Origin of the sequence: Mucispirillum schaedleri ASF457 (assembly GCF_000487995.2) — a bacterium.
In the GTDB taxonomy this organism is placed as follows: domain Bacteria; phylum Chrysiogenota; class Deferribacteres; order Deferribacterales; family Mucispirillaceae; genus Mucispirillum; species Mucispirillum schaedleri.
In genome coordinates this window covers 189,999-210,071 of sequence record NZ_CP097562.1, presented here as the reverse complement: position 1 = coordinate 210,071, position 20,073 = coordinate 189,999, and the positions used below count along the sequence as shown (strand labels likewise).

The 20,073-nt window shown below is 30.1% G+C and carries 16 protein-coding genes; 6 read left to right on the top strand and 10 right to left on the bottom strand.

Going from position 1 to position 20,073, the window contains the following annotated elements:
* Positions 1–22: 22 nt before the first annotated feature.
* A complete protein-coding gene (locus N508_RS01075; RefSeq protein WP_023276234.1) occupies positions 23–2,314 on the top strand; it encodes a vitamin B12-dependent ribonucleotide reductase in 2,292 nt (763 codons plus the stop codon).
* 199 nt (positions 2,315–2,513) lie between these two features.
* Here N508_RS01075 and N508_RS01070 read toward each other — a convergent pair whose 3' ends face one another.
* From N508_RS01070 to N508_RS01050, 5 genes are all read right to left on the bottom strand, one after another.
* Positions 2,514–3,662, bottom strand: a complete 1,149-nt coding sequence (locus tag N508_RS01070) for a hypothetical protein (RefSeq protein WP_023276233.1) — start codon at positions 3,660–3,662, stop codon at positions 2,514–2,516.
* 304 nt (positions 3,663–3,966) lie between these two features.
* Positions 3,967–4,905: a DDE-type integrase/transposase/recombinase gene (locus tag N508_RS01065; protein ID WP_023274862.1), complete on the bottom strand. Its 939-nt coding sequence runs from the start codon at positions 4,903–4,905 to the stop codon at positions 3,967–3,969.
* Between the two features lie 146 nt (positions 4,906–5,051).
* Positions 5,052–6,263, bottom strand: a complete 1,212-nt coding sequence (locus tag N508_RS01060; RefSeq protein ID WP_023276232.1) for a hypothetical protein — start codon at positions 6,261–6,263, stop codon at positions 5,052–5,054.
* Between the two features lie 121 nt (positions 6,264–6,384).
* A complete protein-coding gene (locus tag N508_RS01055; protein WP_023276231.1) occupies positions 6,385–7,581 on the bottom strand; it encodes a hypothetical protein in 1,197 nt (398 codons plus the stop codon).
* 146 nt (positions 7,582–7,727) lie between these two features.
* Complete coding sequence (locus tag N508_RS01050; RefSeq protein ID WP_023276230.1) at positions 7,728–8,639, bottom strand: hypothetical protein; 912 nt, start codon at positions 8,637–8,639, stop codon at positions 7,728–7,730.
* Positions 8,640–8,779: 140 nt separating this feature from the next.
* On the opposite strand from N508_RS01050, the gene N508_RS01045 reads away from it, so the two are divergent.
* A complete protein-coding gene (locus N508_RS01045) occupies positions 8,780–9,526 on the top strand; it encodes a hypothetical protein (RefSeq protein ID WP_023276229.1) in 747 nt (248 codons plus the stop codon).
* A 15-nt stretch (positions 9,527–9,541) separates the two neighbouring features.
* Positions 9,542–10,999: a lysine--tRNA ligase gene (gene lysS / locus N508_RS01040; RefSeq protein ID WP_023276228.1), complete on the top strand. Its 1,458-nt coding sequence runs from the start codon at positions 9,542–9,544 to the stop codon at positions 10,997–10,999.
* Positions 11,000–11,052: 53 nt separating this feature from the next.
* Here the strand turns inward: lysS and recO are convergent, their stop codons facing one another.
* Together recO and mgtE are read right to left on the bottom strand one after the other, a co-directional pair.
* On the bottom strand, positions 11,053–11,763 hold the full coding sequence (gene recO, locus N508_RS01035; protein ID WP_023276227.1) for a DNA repair protein RecO: 711 nt from the start codon (positions 11,761–11,763) through the stop codon (positions 11,053–11,055).
* Position 11,764: 1 nt separating this feature from the next.
* A complete protein-coding gene (gene mgtE / locus N508_RS01030; protein WP_023276226.1) occupies positions 11,765–13,120 on the bottom strand; it encodes a magnesium transporter in 1,356 nt (451 codons plus the stop codon).
* 187 nt (positions 13,121–13,307) lie between these two features.
* On the opposite strand from mgtE, the gene N508_RS01025 reads away from it, so the two are divergent.
* The 3 genes from N508_RS01025 (at position 13,308) to N508_RS01015 (ending at position 16,425) form a co-directional block, all read left to right on the top strand.
* Positions 13,308–13,931 carry a c-type cytochrome gene (locus N508_RS01025; protein WP_023276225.1) on the top strand — a complete coding sequence of 208 codons (624 nt, stop codon included), beginning with the start codon at positions 13,308–13,310 and terminating at the stop codon, positions 13,929–13,931.
* Positions 13,932–13,944: 13 nt separating this feature from the next.
* Entirely contained in the window at positions 13,945–15,285 is a 1,341-nt protein-coding gene (locus N508_RS01020) for an FCSD flavin-binding domain-containing protein (RefSeq protein WP_023276224.1), read from the top strand.
* Between the two features lie 213 nt (positions 15,286–15,498).
* Positions 15,499–16,425, top strand: a complete 927-nt coding sequence (locus N508_RS01015; protein WP_023276223.1) for a sigma-70 family RNA polymerase sigma factor — start codon at positions 15,499–15,501, stop codon at positions 16,423–16,425.
* Between the two features lie 327 nt (positions 16,426–16,752).
* On the opposite strand, the gene rny is transcribed toward N508_RS01015, so the two are convergent.
* The 3 genes from rny to N508_RS01000 are packed head-to-tail and all read right to left on the bottom strand — an operon-like array spanning position 16,753 to position 20,058.
* Positions 16,753–18,309, bottom strand: coding sequence for a ribonuclease Y (gene rny, locus N508_RS01010; protein ID WP_023276221.1), 1,557 nt, complete (start codon positions 18,307–18,309; stop codon positions 16,753–16,755).
* Positions 18,309–18,854, bottom strand: coding sequence for a 5-formyltetrahydrofolate cyclo-ligase (locus N508_RS01005; protein WP_023276220.1), 546 nt, complete (start codon positions 18,852–18,854; stop codon positions 18,309–18,311). The genes rny and N508_RS01005 overlap by 1 nt, the downstream gene beginning before the upstream one ends.
* A complete protein-coding gene (locus tag N508_RS01000) occupies positions 18,847–20,058 on the bottom strand; it encodes an AAA family ATPase (RefSeq protein WP_023276219.1) in 1,212 nt (403 codons plus the stop codon). Before N508_RS01000 ends, N508_RS01005 begins: the two co-directional genes overlap by 8 nt.
* Positions 20,059–20,073: the final 15 nt, after the last annotated feature.

The following is a 20,073-nucleotide window of genomic DNA, read 5'->3' as shown; positions in this document are numbered from 1 at the left end:
TTTATAAATTCTAGGAGTAAATATGGCATCAAATAGTAATAAGCAACTTTTTCAAGCAGAGCCAGAATTGCTTGCAAACTCTGTTACTGTATTAAAAAAGCGTTATCTTCGCAAAAAGGAATCAGGGCAAATAGAAAGCCCAAAAGATTTGTTTATCAGAGTAGCAAAAAATATTGCAGAGGCAGAATTAAAATTTGATTCTAATGCTGATGTTGATTCTGTTGCTGATATTTTCTATAATCAAATGGCTTCATTAAAATTTTTACCAAACTCTCCTACTTTAATGAATGCTGGTAATTCTCTCCAACAATTATCTGCATGTTTTGTATTACCAGTAGAAGATTCATTAGAAGGTATTTTTGAAGCTGTAAAACATACTGCTTTAATTCATAAATCTGGTGGTGGAACAGGATTTTCTTTTTCAAGACTTCGTCCAAAAGATGATACTGTAAAAACAACAAAAGGTGTGTCTTCTGGTCCTGTTTCTTTTATGTCAGTATTTGATGCTGCTACAGAAACAATCAAACAAGGCGGTATGCGTCGTGGTGCTAATATGGGTATACTTCGTGTAGACCATCCAGATATTATGGAATTTATATATGCTAAACAAGACAAAACAAAATTAACTAACTTTAACCTTTCTGTTGGTATTACAGAAGAGTTTATGAAAAGCGTTAAAAACGGCACTGAGTATGATATACTTACTCCTAGGGACCGTAAAAAAACTGGCTCTAAAAATGCTAAAGAAGTTTTTAATGAAATGGTCAGGCTTGCATGGGAAGGAGGTGACCCGGGCATTATCTTTTTAGATAGAATAAATAATACAAACCCAACACCTGCTGAAGGAGAAATGGAAAGCACAAACCCTTGTGGTGAACAACCATTATTGCCTTATGAATCATGCAATTTAGGCTCTATAAACCTTGTAAAGTTTGTAAAAAATGGAAAAATAGACTGGGATGATTTAAGAAATACATGCAATATAGCTGTTCGCTTTTTAGATAATGTTATTGAAATGAATAACTACCCTATTAAACAAATAGATGAAATGACTAAGAAAAACAGGAAAATCGGTCTTGGTATAATGGGCTGGGCTGATATGCTTGTTATGTTAAATATTCCTTATAATTCTGATAAAGCTACATTGTTAGCTGAAGAAGTAATGAAATTTATCAGAGATGAAGGAAGAAAAATGAGTGTAGAGCTGGCAGAAAAACGCGGCAGCTTCCCAAGCTTTGATAAAAGTATATACCCTGCTCTTGGATTTAAAGCTATGCGTAATGCAACTATTACTACAATAGCACCAACAGGGACTATTTCAATTATTGCTGGAGCCTCAAGCGGTATTGAGCCATATTTTGCTCTTGCATATTATAGAAATGTTATGGATAATAATAAACTTCCAGAAGTTAATCCATACTTTTTAGAAAAAGCTCATGAAAGTAAATTTTATTCTGAAAGCTTAATGAATAAATTAGCTGATGCTGGTAATGCTCATGATTTAACAGAAGTTCCTGAAGATATTAGAAAAGTATTTGTTACTTCTCATGAAATAGAACCAGTATGGCATGTGAAAATGCAGGCAGCTTTCCAAAAATATACAGATAATGCTGTTAGTAAAACAGTTAACTTTCAAAACACTGCTACTATTGAAGATGTAGAAAAAGCATATATGCTTGCTTATGATTTAGGCTGTAAAGGTATTACAATATATAGAGATGGCAGCCGTTTAGGACAGGTATTAAATATTGGCTCTGTTAAAGAAGAAAAACTAGAAACTGCTGCTGTTACTATGCCTGCTAAACCAAAAGAACGACCTGCTATATTAATTGGTAAAACTATTGAAAAAACTACAGGCTGCGGCAAAATGTATGTAACAATTAATCAGGATGTAGATGGTAAAGTATTTGAAGTATTTACAAGCATTGGTAAAGCTGGTGGATGTGCTCAAAGTCAGGCAGAAGCTATTGGAAGATTAATCTCACTTAATTTAAGAAGCGGTGTTGAACCTGAATTTATCATTAGACAGCTTAAAGGTATTTCATGCCATACTCCTCATGGATTTGGCTCTCAAAGAATACTTTCATGTGCTGATGCAGTTGGTAAAGCTTTAGAAGAAGCTATAAATAATCCATTAAATGTGCAGGTTGTTAGAAATGACAGTATTACTGTAGATTCTCTACTTGCAGATATTGATAAAAAAGATGGTAAAAAAGTTATGTCAAATGGTGCATGCCCTGAATGTGGTGCCCCTGTTGAATATATAGAGGGATGCCTTACATGTCAGTCATGTGGCTATTCTAAATGCAGCTAAATATAAAATATATATAATTTAATTAATGGCAGGTGTTATAACCTGCCATTTTTTGTATAATGTATAATATTAATTTTATACTCATAATAATTATTACAGGCTGTATCATTATATAAATAAAAAAGTTTATTGGTTTATTTACTGAGCAGGTTTTCATCCGCTCTTTTAATACTGCTGTATATTATTTATTAACTATTTTTTAGAATATAACAGAAGCCATTACTCCTGCTATAAAATCATAGCCTTCTTTTTCGCCAGCACTATCCTGCATTTTATTAATATATGCAATCTCTGGAGTAATTGCAAACCAGTCATTAATCTGAATAAAACAGTTTAAATATGCACCAAGACTGTCATCAATTTTATCATATCCATCACCAAAATTAAGTGTATAACCTATCCCTATTTGTGGTGTGTATTTTTCATTAAATGTATGACCTAAACCTATTGCAATACCTGCAGACTGAATATTTTCTGCTTTTGTAACACCATCATCTAAAAACATACTGATTTTTTTACTATTTGATGGACTGACACCAACTGCACGGCTTTTATAATTTCCTAATGCATCCATTAAATCTAAGTTCGCACCATACCAGCCAGTAAATTGTAAAAACGAATTGCCAAAGTTTGCCTGACCACCAAAGCCTGCATTATAAGAATGAAATACTTTATCATTAGCAATATTATTATTATCTGAATATAAATAAGCTCCATAAGCACCAAATACTTTAAATTCTATATAATCAGTTGAATAAGTATATGCTAATTCAACTCTTGGTAATACATTAAATGCTGTAACAATATTATTTCCATCAGTATCTGTCTGGCTTAATTGATAGCCAGTATCATCTGTATTATCAGCATTCCATCCCCCACCAAGAGTAGGAATGATAATCGCAAGTTCAAAGCCGCCAATACCATAACGGAGCTGAAGTCTTCTATTATCTGCTAATGTTCCCAAATCATTTAATGCCTGAAAATCATTTGATACCATACCAAAAGAATATGCTGCAATAGTAGTATCTCTACCAATTACTACATAGTGGTCATCTGCTCCACCAATGCGGTATGTTAAAAAATATTTTCTTACAGGATCCCCAATACCTGCTTCAAATGTTGCAGAAACACTGCCATATGAAAGCTCTACACCTAAAAGAGATGAGCCAACAAATGTTTGTGAGCCAAAAGAATTTGAACTTTCGCCATATCCTTCGCTGTATGTATAGAAAGCATCTCCATATATTTCACCATATATATTGGCTTTAAAATCACCGCTCTCAAATTCTACGGCAAATGCTGGCACAGTAACAAGTGCCATAATTAATGAAAATAAAATTTTTTTCATTGAACCTCCTAAAACTTAAAATAAATATTTATGTGATATACAACACTATATAACCTTATACTAATTTTACATAAAAGTCAATACTTATTGATATTAAATTTCAATAAAAATATATCAATATTATTAAATATTATATATTATCAATTATATACAAAAATATAAAGTTTTATTTAGACTAAAAATTATATTATATTAATATATACTATAAACATAAAAAAGGGAATAGATTACTCTATTCCCTTTATTTATTTACTCTTAACTAACAGGACAAATGTTACACTTTTAGTAAAAAATAAATCTTAACTTAATATAAATCAAGCAATAATTTATTTTCAATAACAATCTCATATGGAGATTTAAAATTTAAGCATGTTTTAGCAGTATTATTATATCTATCTTCATGCTGTTTAAGAGCCTTAATTAATTCATCTTTGGAATAGAATTTATTATTTGCATATAAAATTTTTCCATCCTCTCTATGACTTCTTTCCACCTTTCCATTCTGCCAAGGTGAATAAGGTCTTATTCGTTTAATAGTATATCCTTTCTTTTCAGCTGTCTCTTCAAAATAGCTTTTCTTGTTTGTAACTTCCTTATCATTTACAAACTCATAGCCATTATCCACTTGAATTGTTTTTAGTGGAAAGCCAAATTTACTTTCCAGTTCGTCTAAAAACTTACCTGTTTCAAATGTGCTTTTTTCTTCTACTATTTCTAATACTCTCATTCTGCTGTATTCATCTATCGCTGTTATCTGATAATATTTTTTACCATAGCTGGAAAACATTATACATTCCTGTGGAACATATTTTATATCTATCTGAACCTTGTCGCCTATATACTGACCTGTTATTGGTTCATATCTTGTATAGCTCTTTTTTGACTTGTTTAATGACTTTAAGCCTTTCTTCCTTATCTGCATACACATACTGCCAAAACTACGATTATAACCAATTTCTAGAAGTCTGACATATACCTCCGCATTACCATACAAACCATGCTCGGCATATGTGTTAAATATTAAATCAAGCTCTTCTTTACTATGCTTATTTGGACTGTTTCTTGGTCTACGACTTTTAAAAGATAAACTCTGAACTGTTCCATCATATTTCTTTAAATGCCTGTATACAAACATACGGTTCACTTGATATTTGCGGGCTGCTTTCGTTGCTCCTTTTTTTAATGCATACTCACATAACCGTTGACGAAATCGCATTTCTTCTGTTATTATCACTTTATTCATTGTGATACCTCTTAGTTTAGTTTAGTTTTTTGCTTAATTTTATACTATATACTAAGAGGTATTTTTTTATACTTATTTTTGTAACATATGTCTCATAATCTTACATTACTCTATTCCCTTTATTTATTTACAAATCATTATATATATTAAAAATTAAGAGCAAAAACTAAACCAGCTACTATAGAAAAGCCTTGGTTTTCTCCATTTGCACCATCTATATTATAAAGAAGTGCAATTTCTGGAATTATAGAAAACCAGTCTGTTACAAAATATTGAGTGTTTAAAAATGCACCTATATTTTGGTCAGCATTAACATAGTGGTCTGCAAAGCTGGCACTATAACCAATACCAATTTGAGAAACAAGTTTACCATCTAATGCACTATAACCATAACCTAATGAACCACCTGCACTATAAATATCATTAATATCAATAGTATATTTACCATTAGATGATACAAGACTTATTGGATTTAAAGCTGATTTTGAAAAACCTGTGCGATAATCACCTTGAGCATTATTCAAATACATATTTTGACCAAAATATCCTACATAGTTAAGGAATGAATTGCCTATATTTGCTTGACCACCAAAACCTATATAAAACATATGAGCTGTCTTGTTGAATGAATCAATATTTGCTGATGCACTGTTATTGTAATACATATAAGCACCATAAGAGCCAAATACTTTAAAGTTAAAAGTATCTTGAGTTATAGTGTATGCAAGCTCTAATCTAGGAAGATAGTTAAACATATAATCTGAAGATTTAATAGTATCATCAACATTATTTCCATTATTATCTGTATATGAATAACCAAAACTGTCAGTATATGCTTTATCGTCACCTGAACCAAAACCTATTTGTGGTATAATGATTGCCATTTCAAATCCACTGATACCATAACGGAGCTGTAGTCTTCTTTTATTTGCCAGAGTTCCATAGTCTATCATGCACTGACCATCATTTGACATTTGACCATAATTATAAAATGCAATATTATTATCTCTACCAGCTAATATGTAGTGATCTGCCCTTCCACCAATATTATACTTTAAATAAAATTTTCTTACAGGGTCTCCAAGACCTGCTTCAATTGTTCCAGAAACATTTTGATAGCTCATAGTTACACCAAAATTTGAAGAACCAACAAAAGCATAAGAGCCAAAAGAATGCTTACCATTACTCATTGATAAAGATGAAAAAAGTGGTTCAGCCTTATCTGAAGAATAAGTATAAAAACCATCTGCATAAATATTACCATAGATGTTTGCTTTAAAATCACCAGAAGTAAACTCTACTGCAAATGCAGGCACTGCTAAAAGTGCAATCACACATGAGAGTAATAATTTTTTCATGTAATCCTCCTATATCCTAAACTAAGTATGATTTTCTCACACTAAAAAATATAAATACATAATTTTTACATATTTGTCAATTTAATATTAATATTTTTTTAAAAAAACAGCTGTAAATGTATTAAAAAGAAAGGACTGCCATTATTCCTGCTGTTATTGAAAATCCATTATTAAATTTTTCTTCTGCTCCACTAATATTATAAAGAAGAGCAAGCTCTGGTATAAGTGAAAAATAGTCATTTATATAATATCTTGTATTGAAAAATGCACCTAAATTTCTATTTGAATTTTTATAATGGTTTGCAATATTTAAACTGTATCCTGCACCTGTTTGAATAACCATTTTACCATTAAAAGCTTTATAACCATATCCAAAAGCAACACCAGTATTTAATATGTTTTTTATATCTATATTATATAAATTACTATCGTTTTTCTTCAAAAATACAGGATTTAAAAAAGAATTGTTACCAAAACATACTCCATTAGAATCATTCAAATACATATTCTGTCCTATATAAAATGTATAGTTAATAAAATTATTGCCAAAATCTGCCTGACCGCCAAAACCTGCATTAAATACATGTGCTGTGCTGTTAAATTTATCCATTTCATCTGTCAGCACAGTATTTTCATACATATAAATACCATAAGAACCAAAAAATTTAATATTAAAATTATTCTTTATAACAGTATAAGCAAACTCTAGCCTAGGAATATATTTAAACATATAGTCAGAATGTTTTATAAATGTATTTTCTATATTATCATTAATATAATAACCTTTATATGCCATATCATTACTAGCACCAAATCCTATATATGGAAATATTACTGCGATTTCAAAACCATTTATTCCATAACGAATTTGCAGTCTTCTCATATTAGATACTGTTCCATAATCAATTAATGCCTGATTATCATTAGACATTTGACCAAAATTGTAATATGCTATATTATTATCTTTTCCTGCTAAAAGATAATGATTTGCACTTCCACCAATATTATATTTTAAATAAAATTTTCTAACAGGATCTGAAATACCTGCTTCTATTGTTCCTGAAATATTTCTATAAGCCAGAGTTATACCAAACTTTGATGAACCTGCAAAAGCATAAGAGCCAAAAGAGTGTCTTCCATTTTCTATCTTCATGCTTGAATACATTGGTTCAAAATTTTCTGAAGAATAAGTATAAAAACCATCTACATATAAAGTTCCAAAAATATCTGTTTTAAAATCACCAAATATGAACTCTTTAGCATATAAAGGATATTGAGAAAATAAAGTTATTATTATAACCCATAAAATTTTTTGCATAAAATTCTCCTATAATTTTAGTATCAATACAGTTACAGCATATAATTATAATTGTCAACTAAATATTATATTATAGTTGACAATTATGATATAATACTAAAAAAATATAGGAACAATAAAATTTTATACATATTCTATTTTTAAGATTAATATATGATGCCGGGATATATGAAATCACCATGACTATTAATATCTATTTTTATACAGTTGCTGCCCTGCCTGCTTTTTTCACTTTTTATATCACCAGCTAATATTCCACCCCTATATATTCCTGCTTTAAATTTATTATCATCACTTAATGATTTAAATATTATAATACCAGTTTTTTGCGGTGCATGACAGCTTATGTTCGCTTCATTAACATTAAATAATGAACAGTCTGCATTATATCTGCCATACTGCCCTTTTAAATGAGCATTCATTTCATGTCTATTAGGAAAAAGCACAATATCTACTGGATATTTTGAAAAAAATTCAATATCTATAATTAAATTATCATTTGCTTCTCTTGATAAATCAAATGCCCATACCTGACCATTTCTTAACATTATATCTTTATACGCCAATGGTTTAGAGTGTAAATCAGTTTTAATTGTATTATACATATCAAAATTATTTATTCCACATGCATAGCTGTAATATTTACTGCCGTCCTTTTTTATATATGTAGAAATACCGCTGTGTAAAAGTAATGAAGAGTATAAAAGAGTAATATCAAGATATGTGCCCTGTCTGTTTCTAAATGCATTTAAAGGGTTTGGTATGGATAAATTATTTGTTACATTATCTATAATAAAACTTGAACGGACATATTTATATATTTCTAATACCTGACATGCTTTATCTTCATTTAAGCATGATGAAGTAATTTTATGAGTAAATGTTTTAAGATTAAAATCATTTGTGATTAAATAATCATTAATATGATGAATTTTTTCAGCTTTTTTTATTTGATTATTAGTAATAAAATCAAAAGTATCAATATCTATTACAAACATATAGAGAAAACCAATAAATAAAAAAACAGCAGCTGTTATATATATACCACCTTTTAACATTAAAAAATCCTCTATATTTTATGACTGTATTGTATTAACATATAAATTTATGAAAAATCAATGAAATTATTAAATATTAAACTTGTTTTTTTATTTTATTTGGATTAAAAATATAATCTGTCTTTTTTTGTGGAGGATAAATGTCAAAAATTGCAGTTATAACAAAAAACTTTCCAAGACATTTTGATTTTATTGTATCGTTAATGGAAACTGGATACTTAAAGTGTGCAGCTATGGTTATAGATGAAGATAATACAAGCAGTATTATAGATAAACTAAATCAATATTATATTAATTCTGAGCATAAGTTTTTTGGCAATAAGTTTAATAATATTTCAAGAATAAAAACATTGACATTTAATGAAAATAATATAAACAGTGAAAAACTACCAGACTTTATTAACAGCACTGGTGCAGATTTAACTATTATTTATGATGTAAATAATATTAATAATAATACTTTATCTTTAATAAAAAGTGATATTTGGAAACTGACATTTGGATATACTCAGTATTATAAAGGATACTACTGCAATATACATGCAGCATTAAACAATAAGGCACAGTCTATATGTTCATCTTTAATTGAATTTAAAGATAATTCATATAACGGCAGGATAATCCACCAGACACCTGCAAATTACAGGCAGGAAGATACTATTACTGATGCAGAATATAGAAGCCTTAGAAAAATGATATTTGATATGGAAAAAATTATAGAATTGTATAATAATAATGCAGTAAAATATTATGAAAATTCAGGCGGCAGATTTTACAACTATGATGATTTAAAAGAAAATGATATTGAGAAATTAATTCAAGAAAAAGATTTTCTTGTAAAAAATACTTGTGACAATGAAAGTATAAATTTTATAAAACAACTATAATTTAATGGAGCAGAAATGGAGCAGCACAGACTAGAAAAATGTAACAAACTTAGAGAAATGGGGTTAAATCCTTATGTAAATTCTCATATTATTACATCTACTATTGCTAATATTTTAGAAAAATACAGCAGCAGCGAAACAGAACTTCCAGAAAGTGAAGAATTTAGTGCAGCAGGAAGAATTCTTGCAAAAAGGGAGTTTGGTAAAACAGCATTTTTAACTATCAGAGATAGAAGCGGTATAATACAAGTATATATTAAAAAAGCACTTTTATCAGAAGAAGAATTTGAAGTATATACATTAACTGATATTGGTGATTTTATAGGGGTAAAAGGCACTCTTTTCCGCACAAAAACAGGTGAATTGACTATAAGAGCATTTCATTACAGACTTTTAACTAAAACATTAAGAGATTTACCAGAAAAATTTCACGGATTAAAAGATGTAGAAACAAGATACAGACAGCGTTATTTAGATTTAATTGTTAATAATGATGTAAAAGAAGTATTTATCAAAAGAAGCCAGATAATAAAAGAAATTCGTGATTTTTTTACAAGCTGTGGCTTTGTAGAAGTAGAAACTCCAATGATGCACTCACTTGTTGGCGGTGCTGCTGCAAAACCATTTATTACTCATCATAATGCACTTGATATGCAGCTATATCTTCGTATTGCACCAGAACTTTATTTAAAAAGACTTGTAGTTGGTGGTATAGAAAGAGTTTTTGAATTAAACAGAAATTTTAGAAATGAAGGGGTTGATACAAAACACAACCCAGAATTTACTATGATAGAATGGTATATGGCTTATGCTGACTATCATACATTAATGGATATGATTGAAGAGCTTGTTACAACTATATCCCAAAAAATCAATAATACTTTACAAATACAGTTTGGTGATTTAAATATTGACCTGCAGCGTCCATGGGCAAGACTTACAATGGCAGAAGCTATTGAAAAATATGGCAATATTTCTCAAGATGAAATTGCTGACTATGAAAAAGCAAAAGCAGCAGCGGAAAAACTCCATATTCAAGTTGATTCTTCATGGGGACATGGCAAAATTATTTCTGAAATATTTGAAATAACTGCAGAAGAAAAACTTATTAACCCTGCTTTTATTATTGATTATCCAAAAGAAATATCACCTCTTTCAAAATCAAAAGAATCAAATCCAGAATTAACTGACAGATTTGAACTTTTTATTGCTGGTATGGAGCTTTCTAATGGATTTAATGAGCTTAATGACCCTGTTGACCAAGAAGAGCGTTTCCAAAAACAAGTGGATTCTCGTAATGCTGGAGATGAAGAAGCCTGCATGATGGATGAAGATTATATTCGTGCATTAGAATATGGTCTGCCGCCAACTGCTGGTGCTGGTATGGGTATAGACAGACTTGTTATGCTTTTAACAAATCAAGTATCTATCCGAGATGTATTACTTTTCCCTTATATGAGAAGTGAAGACTAATATTATATAATATAGAGCCTGCTTTTTCACAGGCTCTTTCAATTTTTTAAATATTATATTGTTATAATTAATTCTTTAAATAATTTATAACTTTTTAAAAAACTGCCTGTAACATTTTCTATATGATAAGCAAATAAATCTAATACAGATAATTCATCATACTTATTCATCTTTATATTTTTATATAATTCTTGGTTAGAAAAAGCTCGCAATATTGTATTAACATAACTTTCTGTAAAAAATGAATTTTCTGGAGCACATTTATGACAGAAATAAAGTCCATTATTTAATGCACCCTGCTCTAATATTTTTGCACCACAGCTGCTGCATACATTAAAATTAAACATATACCCTGTATTTTTCATAAGTGCATATATACTGAATAGATTTATTTTACTGTAATCTGAAGTTTTATATTTTTTTAAAATAGTCCAAATAACAGTATCTGACTGTTCAAGCTCATAAAATTTATCAAAAATATCAAAATACAGGCTTAAACGCAGAGAAATAGCTGGTATTGAAGCATACTCCATATAAGTTGTATCTGGGCGAAAATTATAAAACTTATTTAACTCTGATGTATCTTTTTTCAAAAAATCAATTTCACCAGGGATAAAAGTCTGCACTCCACCTTTGCTTGAATATGCTTTTGGCATAAAAAGTTTTATTCTGCCATAACCATAAGTATAAGCAGAAGCTATTGCAGAATTATCTGCATATTTACTGATTTTATAAATAATACCTTCTGATAAAACTCTTTCCATATTACATTATCATAAGCAGTATCATAGATATTAAAAAGTAGATTGTAAGCCCTGTAATATCATTTAAAGCTGTAATAAATGGTGCTGATGCAATAGCTGGGTCAAATTTTAGTTTCATTAAGGTAATAGGCACCATAGAGCCTGTTAAAGATGCAAAAAGCATGGCAGAAAATATAGCAACACCAACAATTATTCCAAGCTGAGCATCTCCTTCCCATAATGGTGCAACTATTCCTAAAAGCAGACCTATAACTATACCCATTAAAGCACCAACAGTTAATTCTTTTAAAATTACCCTGCTCCATTTACTTGTATCTATTTTTCCTAATGCAGCACCTTGGATGATAACCGTAGCAGACTGGCTGCCAACATTACCACCCATTGCCATAACTATAGGCATAAAAGTAACTAATATTGCAAAATCTGTAATTTTACCTTGAAAAAATGTTACTACAAGCCCTGCAATTATTTCACCAATAAATGTAATTAAAAGCCATGGTAGACGAGTGCTTGCAACTTTATATGGGCTTTTATCAAACATCATATCATTTTGTGTTAAACCTGCCATAGCATAAATATCTTCTGAGGCTTGGTCTTTAATAATATCTATAACATCGTCAATAGTGATTATACCGCATAGTTTATGCTGTTCATCTACAACAGGAAGAGCTAAAAAGTCATATTTTTCAACTAAATCTGCCACATATTCCTGATTATCTGTAACAGAAACTGATATAACATCTCTTATCATTATGTCTGATAATTTTTTTTCAGGCGGGTTAAGTATAAGCTGCCTTAATGAAAGAACACCTGTAAGTCTGTTTTCTCCATCTACAACATAAAGATAAAAAACCATTTCTAAATCTTCTGCTTTATGTAAAAGTTTAGTAGCATCTTTAACAGAAGTATCCATATGCAAAGCAAAGGCAGATGTATTCATCATTGAGCCTGCACTGTCTTCTGGATAGTTTAGAAGTTCTTCCACATCTATTAATTCATCTTTTGATATATACTGCAGTAAACTATACTGTTTCTCTTTTGATATAATACGAAGTACATAAGATGCATCATCACTATCCATTTCAGAAAGTAATGTCGCAGCTTCCTGTGGACTTAATTCTTCTATAATATTAACTATATCCACATCCTGCATTTCAAGAATAATCTTTGCTATTTTTGAACGGTCTTCAATAAAAGACCATATTTTTTTCCTGTCTAAATCTGATAAGTTAGTAATAATTAATGCTAAATCTGCAGGATGAAGTTTATTAAGGAGTTTTTCTAAAGGAACTTTTGCATTACGGCGTATAAGTTTTTTTACATTTTCTAATTTGATACGCTCTTTTGAATCTAACATTTCATACTCCTTATTTTTAGTTTCAAACATATATATCACAACTAAAAATTTTTTTCAATGATACAATATAATATTATTTCTTTAAAAACACTAATATTCTTATTATTTACTTGCCTTATTTAAAAATAAGACTATAATAATCTTATTAGTATGGTTATATTAAACCGTAAATAATAAGGAGGATTTTATGAACAAAAGCATTATGAAGTTTACATTTGCTGTTTTGCTGATTGCAGCTTCATCAAATGTAGCAATGGCACAAGAAAACGAAGATGGCCGAAGATATGGCAATTTCTGTTCTTCATGCCATGGAACAGCTGGGGCTGCAGTAAGTGATGCTATTCCATCAATTGGTGGACAACACAAAGACTTTCTTATATCATCTATGATGGATATGAAACCAGCAATAGTGGATGGAAAAGAACAGGCACCAAAAAGATACTCTACACTTATGCAGATATTTTTCAAAGGCTATTCTGAAGATGAAATCAAAGCAATGGCTGACTGGTATTCCAGCAGACCATGGGTTCCTACTAACTACCCTTTAAATCAAGAACTTGTTAATAAAGGCAAAGCAAGTGCAAACTTATCAACATGCACAGAATGTCATACAACAAATGGTAATAAACCTGATGATACTGGTATTCCTAGAATTGATGGTCAAAATCCTACATACTTATATCATGCATTACTTGAATATAAAAACGACAAAAGAAATGCAGAAGGCAGAGCTCCTGAAATGGATGTTGTAAAAGATATTAGTGATGAAGAATTAAGAGCATTAGCTGAATATTTTTCTTCACTTAAATAATTGAGGTGCTTATATGAAAAAACTTTCAAGAAGAAATTTTGTTAAAACAACAGTTATCTCTGCAGCTTCTTTATCTATATTAGGACTGTCTGGCTGCAAAAAATCAACTGAAACTGCTGCAACACCTGCTGAAACCACAAAATCTGCAGAAGCTGCTTCTACTACTGCACCTAAAAAAGCAGGCATTACTGTCGTTATTGCTGGCGGTGGTTATGGTGGTGCTACTGCTGCTAAATATTTAAAATTATTAAACCCTTCTATAAATGTTATTCTTATAGATAGGAATGATAAACATGTATCTTGTGCCATGAGTAACGAAGTTATTTTTGGTTTAAGAGATATTACAGAAATTACTATGCCTTTAACAAAACTGGCAGAAAAATATGGAATAGAATTTAAACAGGCAGAAGTTACAGGACTTGATAGCGATAAAAAAATATTAAAAACAAGTGCAGGCGACTTTGCCTATGATAAATTAATTGTTTCCCCTGGTATCAGTATGGATTATGACCCTGCTCTTAATTTTACTGAAGAAAGACAAAAAGAAATGCCACATGCTTGGATTGCTGGTCCACAGACATTACAGCTTAAAAATATGGTAAGCAAAATAAATGCTGGGGATACTATAATTTTTAGAACACCTCTTGCTTTATACCGCTGTCCACCTGGACCTTATGAAAGAGCATGTTTATTTGGAAATGAAGCTCTTAAAAAAGGTGCAAAAGTTGTAGTGCTTGACCCTAACCCACAAATAATGAGCAAAAAACCATTATTTGAAGCAGCTTTTAATAACCTTTATAAAGATGTATTAACATATCATTCCGATGTTGAAGTTACTGGTATAGATTATGATAAAAAAATTATTAAAACTAATAAAGGTGATTTTCAAGGGACATTAATTAACTTTGTTCCTAACCAAAAAGCAGGAGAACTTGTATTTACTCTTGGACTTGTGGAATCAGGTAAAAAATGGGCAAGTGTTGATGCTAAATCTTTTGAATCAACATTAATTAAAGATGTATATGTTATTGGTGATGCAATTGATTCTGCAACTGTTACAGAAATGCCAAAATCAGGAACTATCGCAAATGCTACAGCTAAAGTTGTTGCTGAAAACTTAGTGCGTATTTTTGCAGGTAAAGAGCCTTATGTTCCACTTGTTGGTAATACATGCTACAGCCTTGTAAGCGAAAATGAAGGTATATGGATAGCTACATTGTATGAATATGATGCAGCTAAAAATAAAATTGTTACAAGAAATGGTGCAAATGGTATACCAAAAGCAGCATCAGTTGAAAATAAAATAAATGGTCACAGCTGGGGTAATAATATACTCTCTGATACATTTATGTAAAATATTACTTATAACAAATATTCGTAATAAAATAAATGAGCGGGCTTAAAAAACCCGCTCTTTAATTATTAAAATTTAAAAGTCATGATATTAATTTTATTAAATATTTACTTAAATCATATTATAAAAAATAATTTTTAAATTTTATAAAAGTAATAAATGACAAAACATATAATTTGTGATATATTATTTTATATTTTTTCAAGGTATAATATGGAAAAGAAATTAAATGATAATTTAAATGATAATGTATCTAACTTAGATGATGAAATATTAAATTTAAATATTGACCATGTAACAGAACTTAATGACAATGCAACAGAAGATGCTATGCAGCAGTATTTTAAAAATATTTCTGCATATAAACCATATACACATGAAGAAGAAATGGAGCTTGGATATAAAATACAACAGGGAGATAAAGAAGCATTAAAAAATCTTATTCTTGCTAATTTAAAATTTGTAGTATCCATTGCAAATAAATATAAAAATCAAGATATTCCTTTGCTTGATTTAATTAATCAAGGTAATATTGGTCTGTTAGAGGCAGCAAAACGATATGACCCATCAAAAGGCACAAAATTTATTACCTATGCTGTATGGTGGATTAAACAGGCAATAATTCAGGCTGTTAATGAGCAAGGCAGTGCTGTGAAAATGCCAGTTAAACATACTGCTTATCTTTATAAAATTAACTCTGCAACAGAAAAACTTACAAAAGACCTTGGAAAAGTTCCATCTATTGAAGAAATTTCTAAAGCTACAGATATTCCAATGGAAGAAATTGAAGAAGTATTAATGGCTTCTAAATCATATCTTTCTCTTGATAATTATATAGGCAATAGTGAAGATAAAACATTTCTTGACTCTATAGAAGATGAAGATTCTAATGTAGAAAAAGTTATTATTGCAAAAGCATTAAAATCATCAATTGATGAAATAATCTCAAGTCTTGACCCTCGTGAATCAGAAATTATTATTAAAAGATATGGGTTTGATGGCGGACAGCCTCAAACATTAGAAGAACTGGGTGAAAGTATGGGAGTGTCAAGAGAGCGTGTAAGACAGCTTGAAAACAGAGCATTAGAAAAGTTAAAAAAGAAAGCTCTCAAAAAAAAGTTAAATGACTATCTAAACTAAATAAAGACTTTATAAATAAACAAGTGCACTGCTAAAATTGATAAATGAGCTTGTTAAAGAAAATAAAGATTTGATTTTTAAGCAAAGTATATAAAAAGTAAGATAATTTAAATATGTTACGCACTCCTGCAATATAGATAATTTAGATTTTTGCCTTATAAATTCAGGCTCAAAATGACTTATACTATGAAAACTGAAGGTCATACTGAGCTTGACTTAATGGTTTTTTATACATCATTTTATGGGAAAATATATAAAAACATTATAAAAAAAGCTGGAAAGTAAAAAAACTATCCAGCTTTATATAAAAATTATAAATATATATAACTATTTAGCATATTCTATAGCTCTAGATTCCCTGATAACCATAACTTTTATCTGCCCAGGATAAGTTAATTCTTCTTCTACTTTCTTAGAAATATCTTTGGAAAGAACAACTAATCCATCATCATTTACTTTATCAGGCTCTACAATAATTCTAACTTCTCTTCCTGCCTGAATAGCAAATGATTTTGCAACACCTTCAAAAGAAGATGCAACTTCTTCAAGCTGTTCAAGTCGTTTAATATAGCTTTCTAATACTTCTCGTCTTGCACCAGGGCGTGAGGCAGATATAGCATCACTTGCCTGAACAAGTATGGCTTCAATACATTTAAATTCTTCTTCACCATGGTGGCTGGCAATAGCATTAATTATACGCCAGTCTTCTTTATTTTTCTTAGCTACTTCCACACCAATTGTTGTATGCGAACCTTCTGCTTCATAATCTATTGCTTTACCAATATCGTGTAACAGCCCTGCTCTTTTAGCAATTTTTGGATCAAGTCCAAGTTCTGCTGCCATAATACCTGCAATAGTTGCAACTTCTATTGAATGACCTAATACATTTTGACCATAACTTGTTCTGTATTTTAACCTGCCAATAAGTTTTAATATTTCATGGCTTATATTGTGAATACCTAAGTTAAATACAGTTTCTTCTCCAAGTTCTAAAATATGTTTATCCATTTCCTGCCTGCTTTTTTGGTGCAGTTCTTCAATTCTTGCAGGATGAATTCTGCCATCAGTAATTAATTTTTCTAATGTTAATTTAGCAGTTTCTCTGCGAAATGGATCATAGCTTGATAAAATAACGGCTTCTGGCGTATCATCAACAATAATATCAACACCAGTAATAGTTTCAAATGTTCTAATATTTCTGCCTTCCCTGCCTATAATACGACCTTTCATTTCATCATTTGGCAGGTTTACTAATGTAACAGTAATATCATTTGTAAATTCAGAAGCACAGCGTTGAATAGCAGTAGAAATTATACTTCTTGCTCTTTTTTCAGATTCATTTTTCGCTTCTTCTTCTAACTCTCTTATAGTTCTTGCAGAATCTTTTTTAGCTTCGTCAACCATTTGTTCTATAAGCATTTTTTTTGCTTCTTCGCCAGTCATGCAGGCAACACGCTCTACTTCTTTAATTAAACTTTGTTTAATTTCTTCATTTTTAGCTTTAATAACATCAATATCTTTCATACGCCTGTCATATTCCTGATCTCTTTTAACAAGCTGTTCTTCTTTGCGTAAAGCTGATTCCATTTTCTTTTCTAAGGTTTCTTCTCTGGCTTCAAGTTTACGCTCAATATGGCTGATATCTTTTTTCTTTTCTTTTATTTCTTTTTCTAAATCCTGTCGTCCTTTAAAAATAATTTCTTTGGATTCCAATTTTGCTTCTTTTATAATTTCTTCGCCCTCTTTTTTAGCTTTTGAAATTATATCTTCTGCTGTATTGTTTAATTTTTTATTTTCTTCTTCTTTCATTTTTTTAGCAACTAAATATCCAGCTGCAAGACCTGCCAATACACAAACAAGCCCAACTATAATATAATAGCTCATTACACCCTCCTGATAATAATACGATTTTCTGTAAATATTTCATCTACAGCTTTATCAAAGTTTTCTGTTTTAATTTTGTCTATAATTTGAAATTCATAGGCAAAAGCTGATTTAATAATAGTATTCTCTACTGCTAAATACCTGTCGTAATAACCACCACCATATCCTATGCGATTACATTTTTCATCAAAGGCTATACCAGGAATACACATAATATCTGGCAAACTATCAAGCTCCTTTCCTGCTGGCTCATTAATACCAAACTTACCAGCCTTTAATTTATCAAAGCCTTCAAACTGCTTAAATATCATATATTTATCATATACTACTGGCAAATATATTTCTTTACCTTCAACAAAAAGCCTGTCTATAAGCGGAATAGTATTTACCTCATTTTCTATAGGATAATATAATAAGAAAATGTTTAAACAAGAATACTTTTTATAAAAAGCATTAGTTATCTTTAATGATTTAGTTTTCAAATCATTAACATCATAATTATTTCTTAAAACTTTTATTTTATTACGAATATCTTGTTTATTCATAATCTTTAAAATTATTCCACAGATTATGTAATCTTTCTTTAATCTTCTGCTCAAAGCCAAAATTAGATGGTTTATAAAACAAAAGATTATCACTTATATAGCGTTGTTTAATAAAATTACCATAATCAAAAGGATACTTATACCCTTTTGGTTTTTGCCTTATATTCTCTGGCACAACAGGGTCATGGTCTTTAAGATAATCCATAACCTGATGATACCCATTATAGCTTCTATTACTTTTAGGACATGAGGCAAGAAAAGTAACTGCATGAGCTAGTATAATATACCCTTCAGGAACTCCCACATTCATAAAAGAATTATAACAGGCACTAACAAAAATCTGCCCATCTGGAAAAGCGTTACCTACATCTTCTGAAGCAGAAATCATTAATCTTCTAAATACTGCTTCAGGAGCTGCCCCATTTTTAATTAGTTTAAAACACCATAATAATGCTGCATCTGGGTCACTGCCTCTGATACTTTTTATCATAGCAGATAAAATATCATAAAATTCGTCATCTGAAAATTGATTAACAGGCATAATATTTTCCATTTCTTTTGTAGAAAGATAAAGGGTATTATCCTGTCTGTTTCCTGTTAATGCAGATATTTCAAGAAGATTTAAAAACCTTCTGCAATCTCCTTGAGCTAAAGAAATAATATGCTTTAAGGCTCCATTTTCTACTATTTCAGAAACATTTTGCATACTTTTTATGTGTTTGCAGGCTTTAATAAACAGCCTTTCAAATGCTTCATCACTTACAGCTTTAAATTTAAACATAATACTTCTTGAACGCAAAGCAGGAACTAAATTGAAATACGGATTTTCTGCAGAAGCACCTATCAGTTTGATTTTTCTGTCATCAATTAATTTTAACAGAATATCTTGCTGAGATTTATTGTATCTATGAATTTCATCTATAAAAACTATTATATTTTTTTCATATACTGCCTGTTCAGCTAATTTCTTTAAATCAGCTGCACCACTAACAGCAGCATGGATTTTGTATACAGGACAGTCCATTTGTTTACCTGTCACTTCTGCCATACTTGTTTTGCCTGTTCCTGGTGGACCAACAAACATAATAGAATCAAAAGATGCGCTTTCTATTAACGATATTAATAATACATCAGGACTTGTTAAATGCTCCTGACCAACTATATCATCAAATGAATGCGGACGCATTGCATCAGCTAAATTCATTAAAATATTATCCGA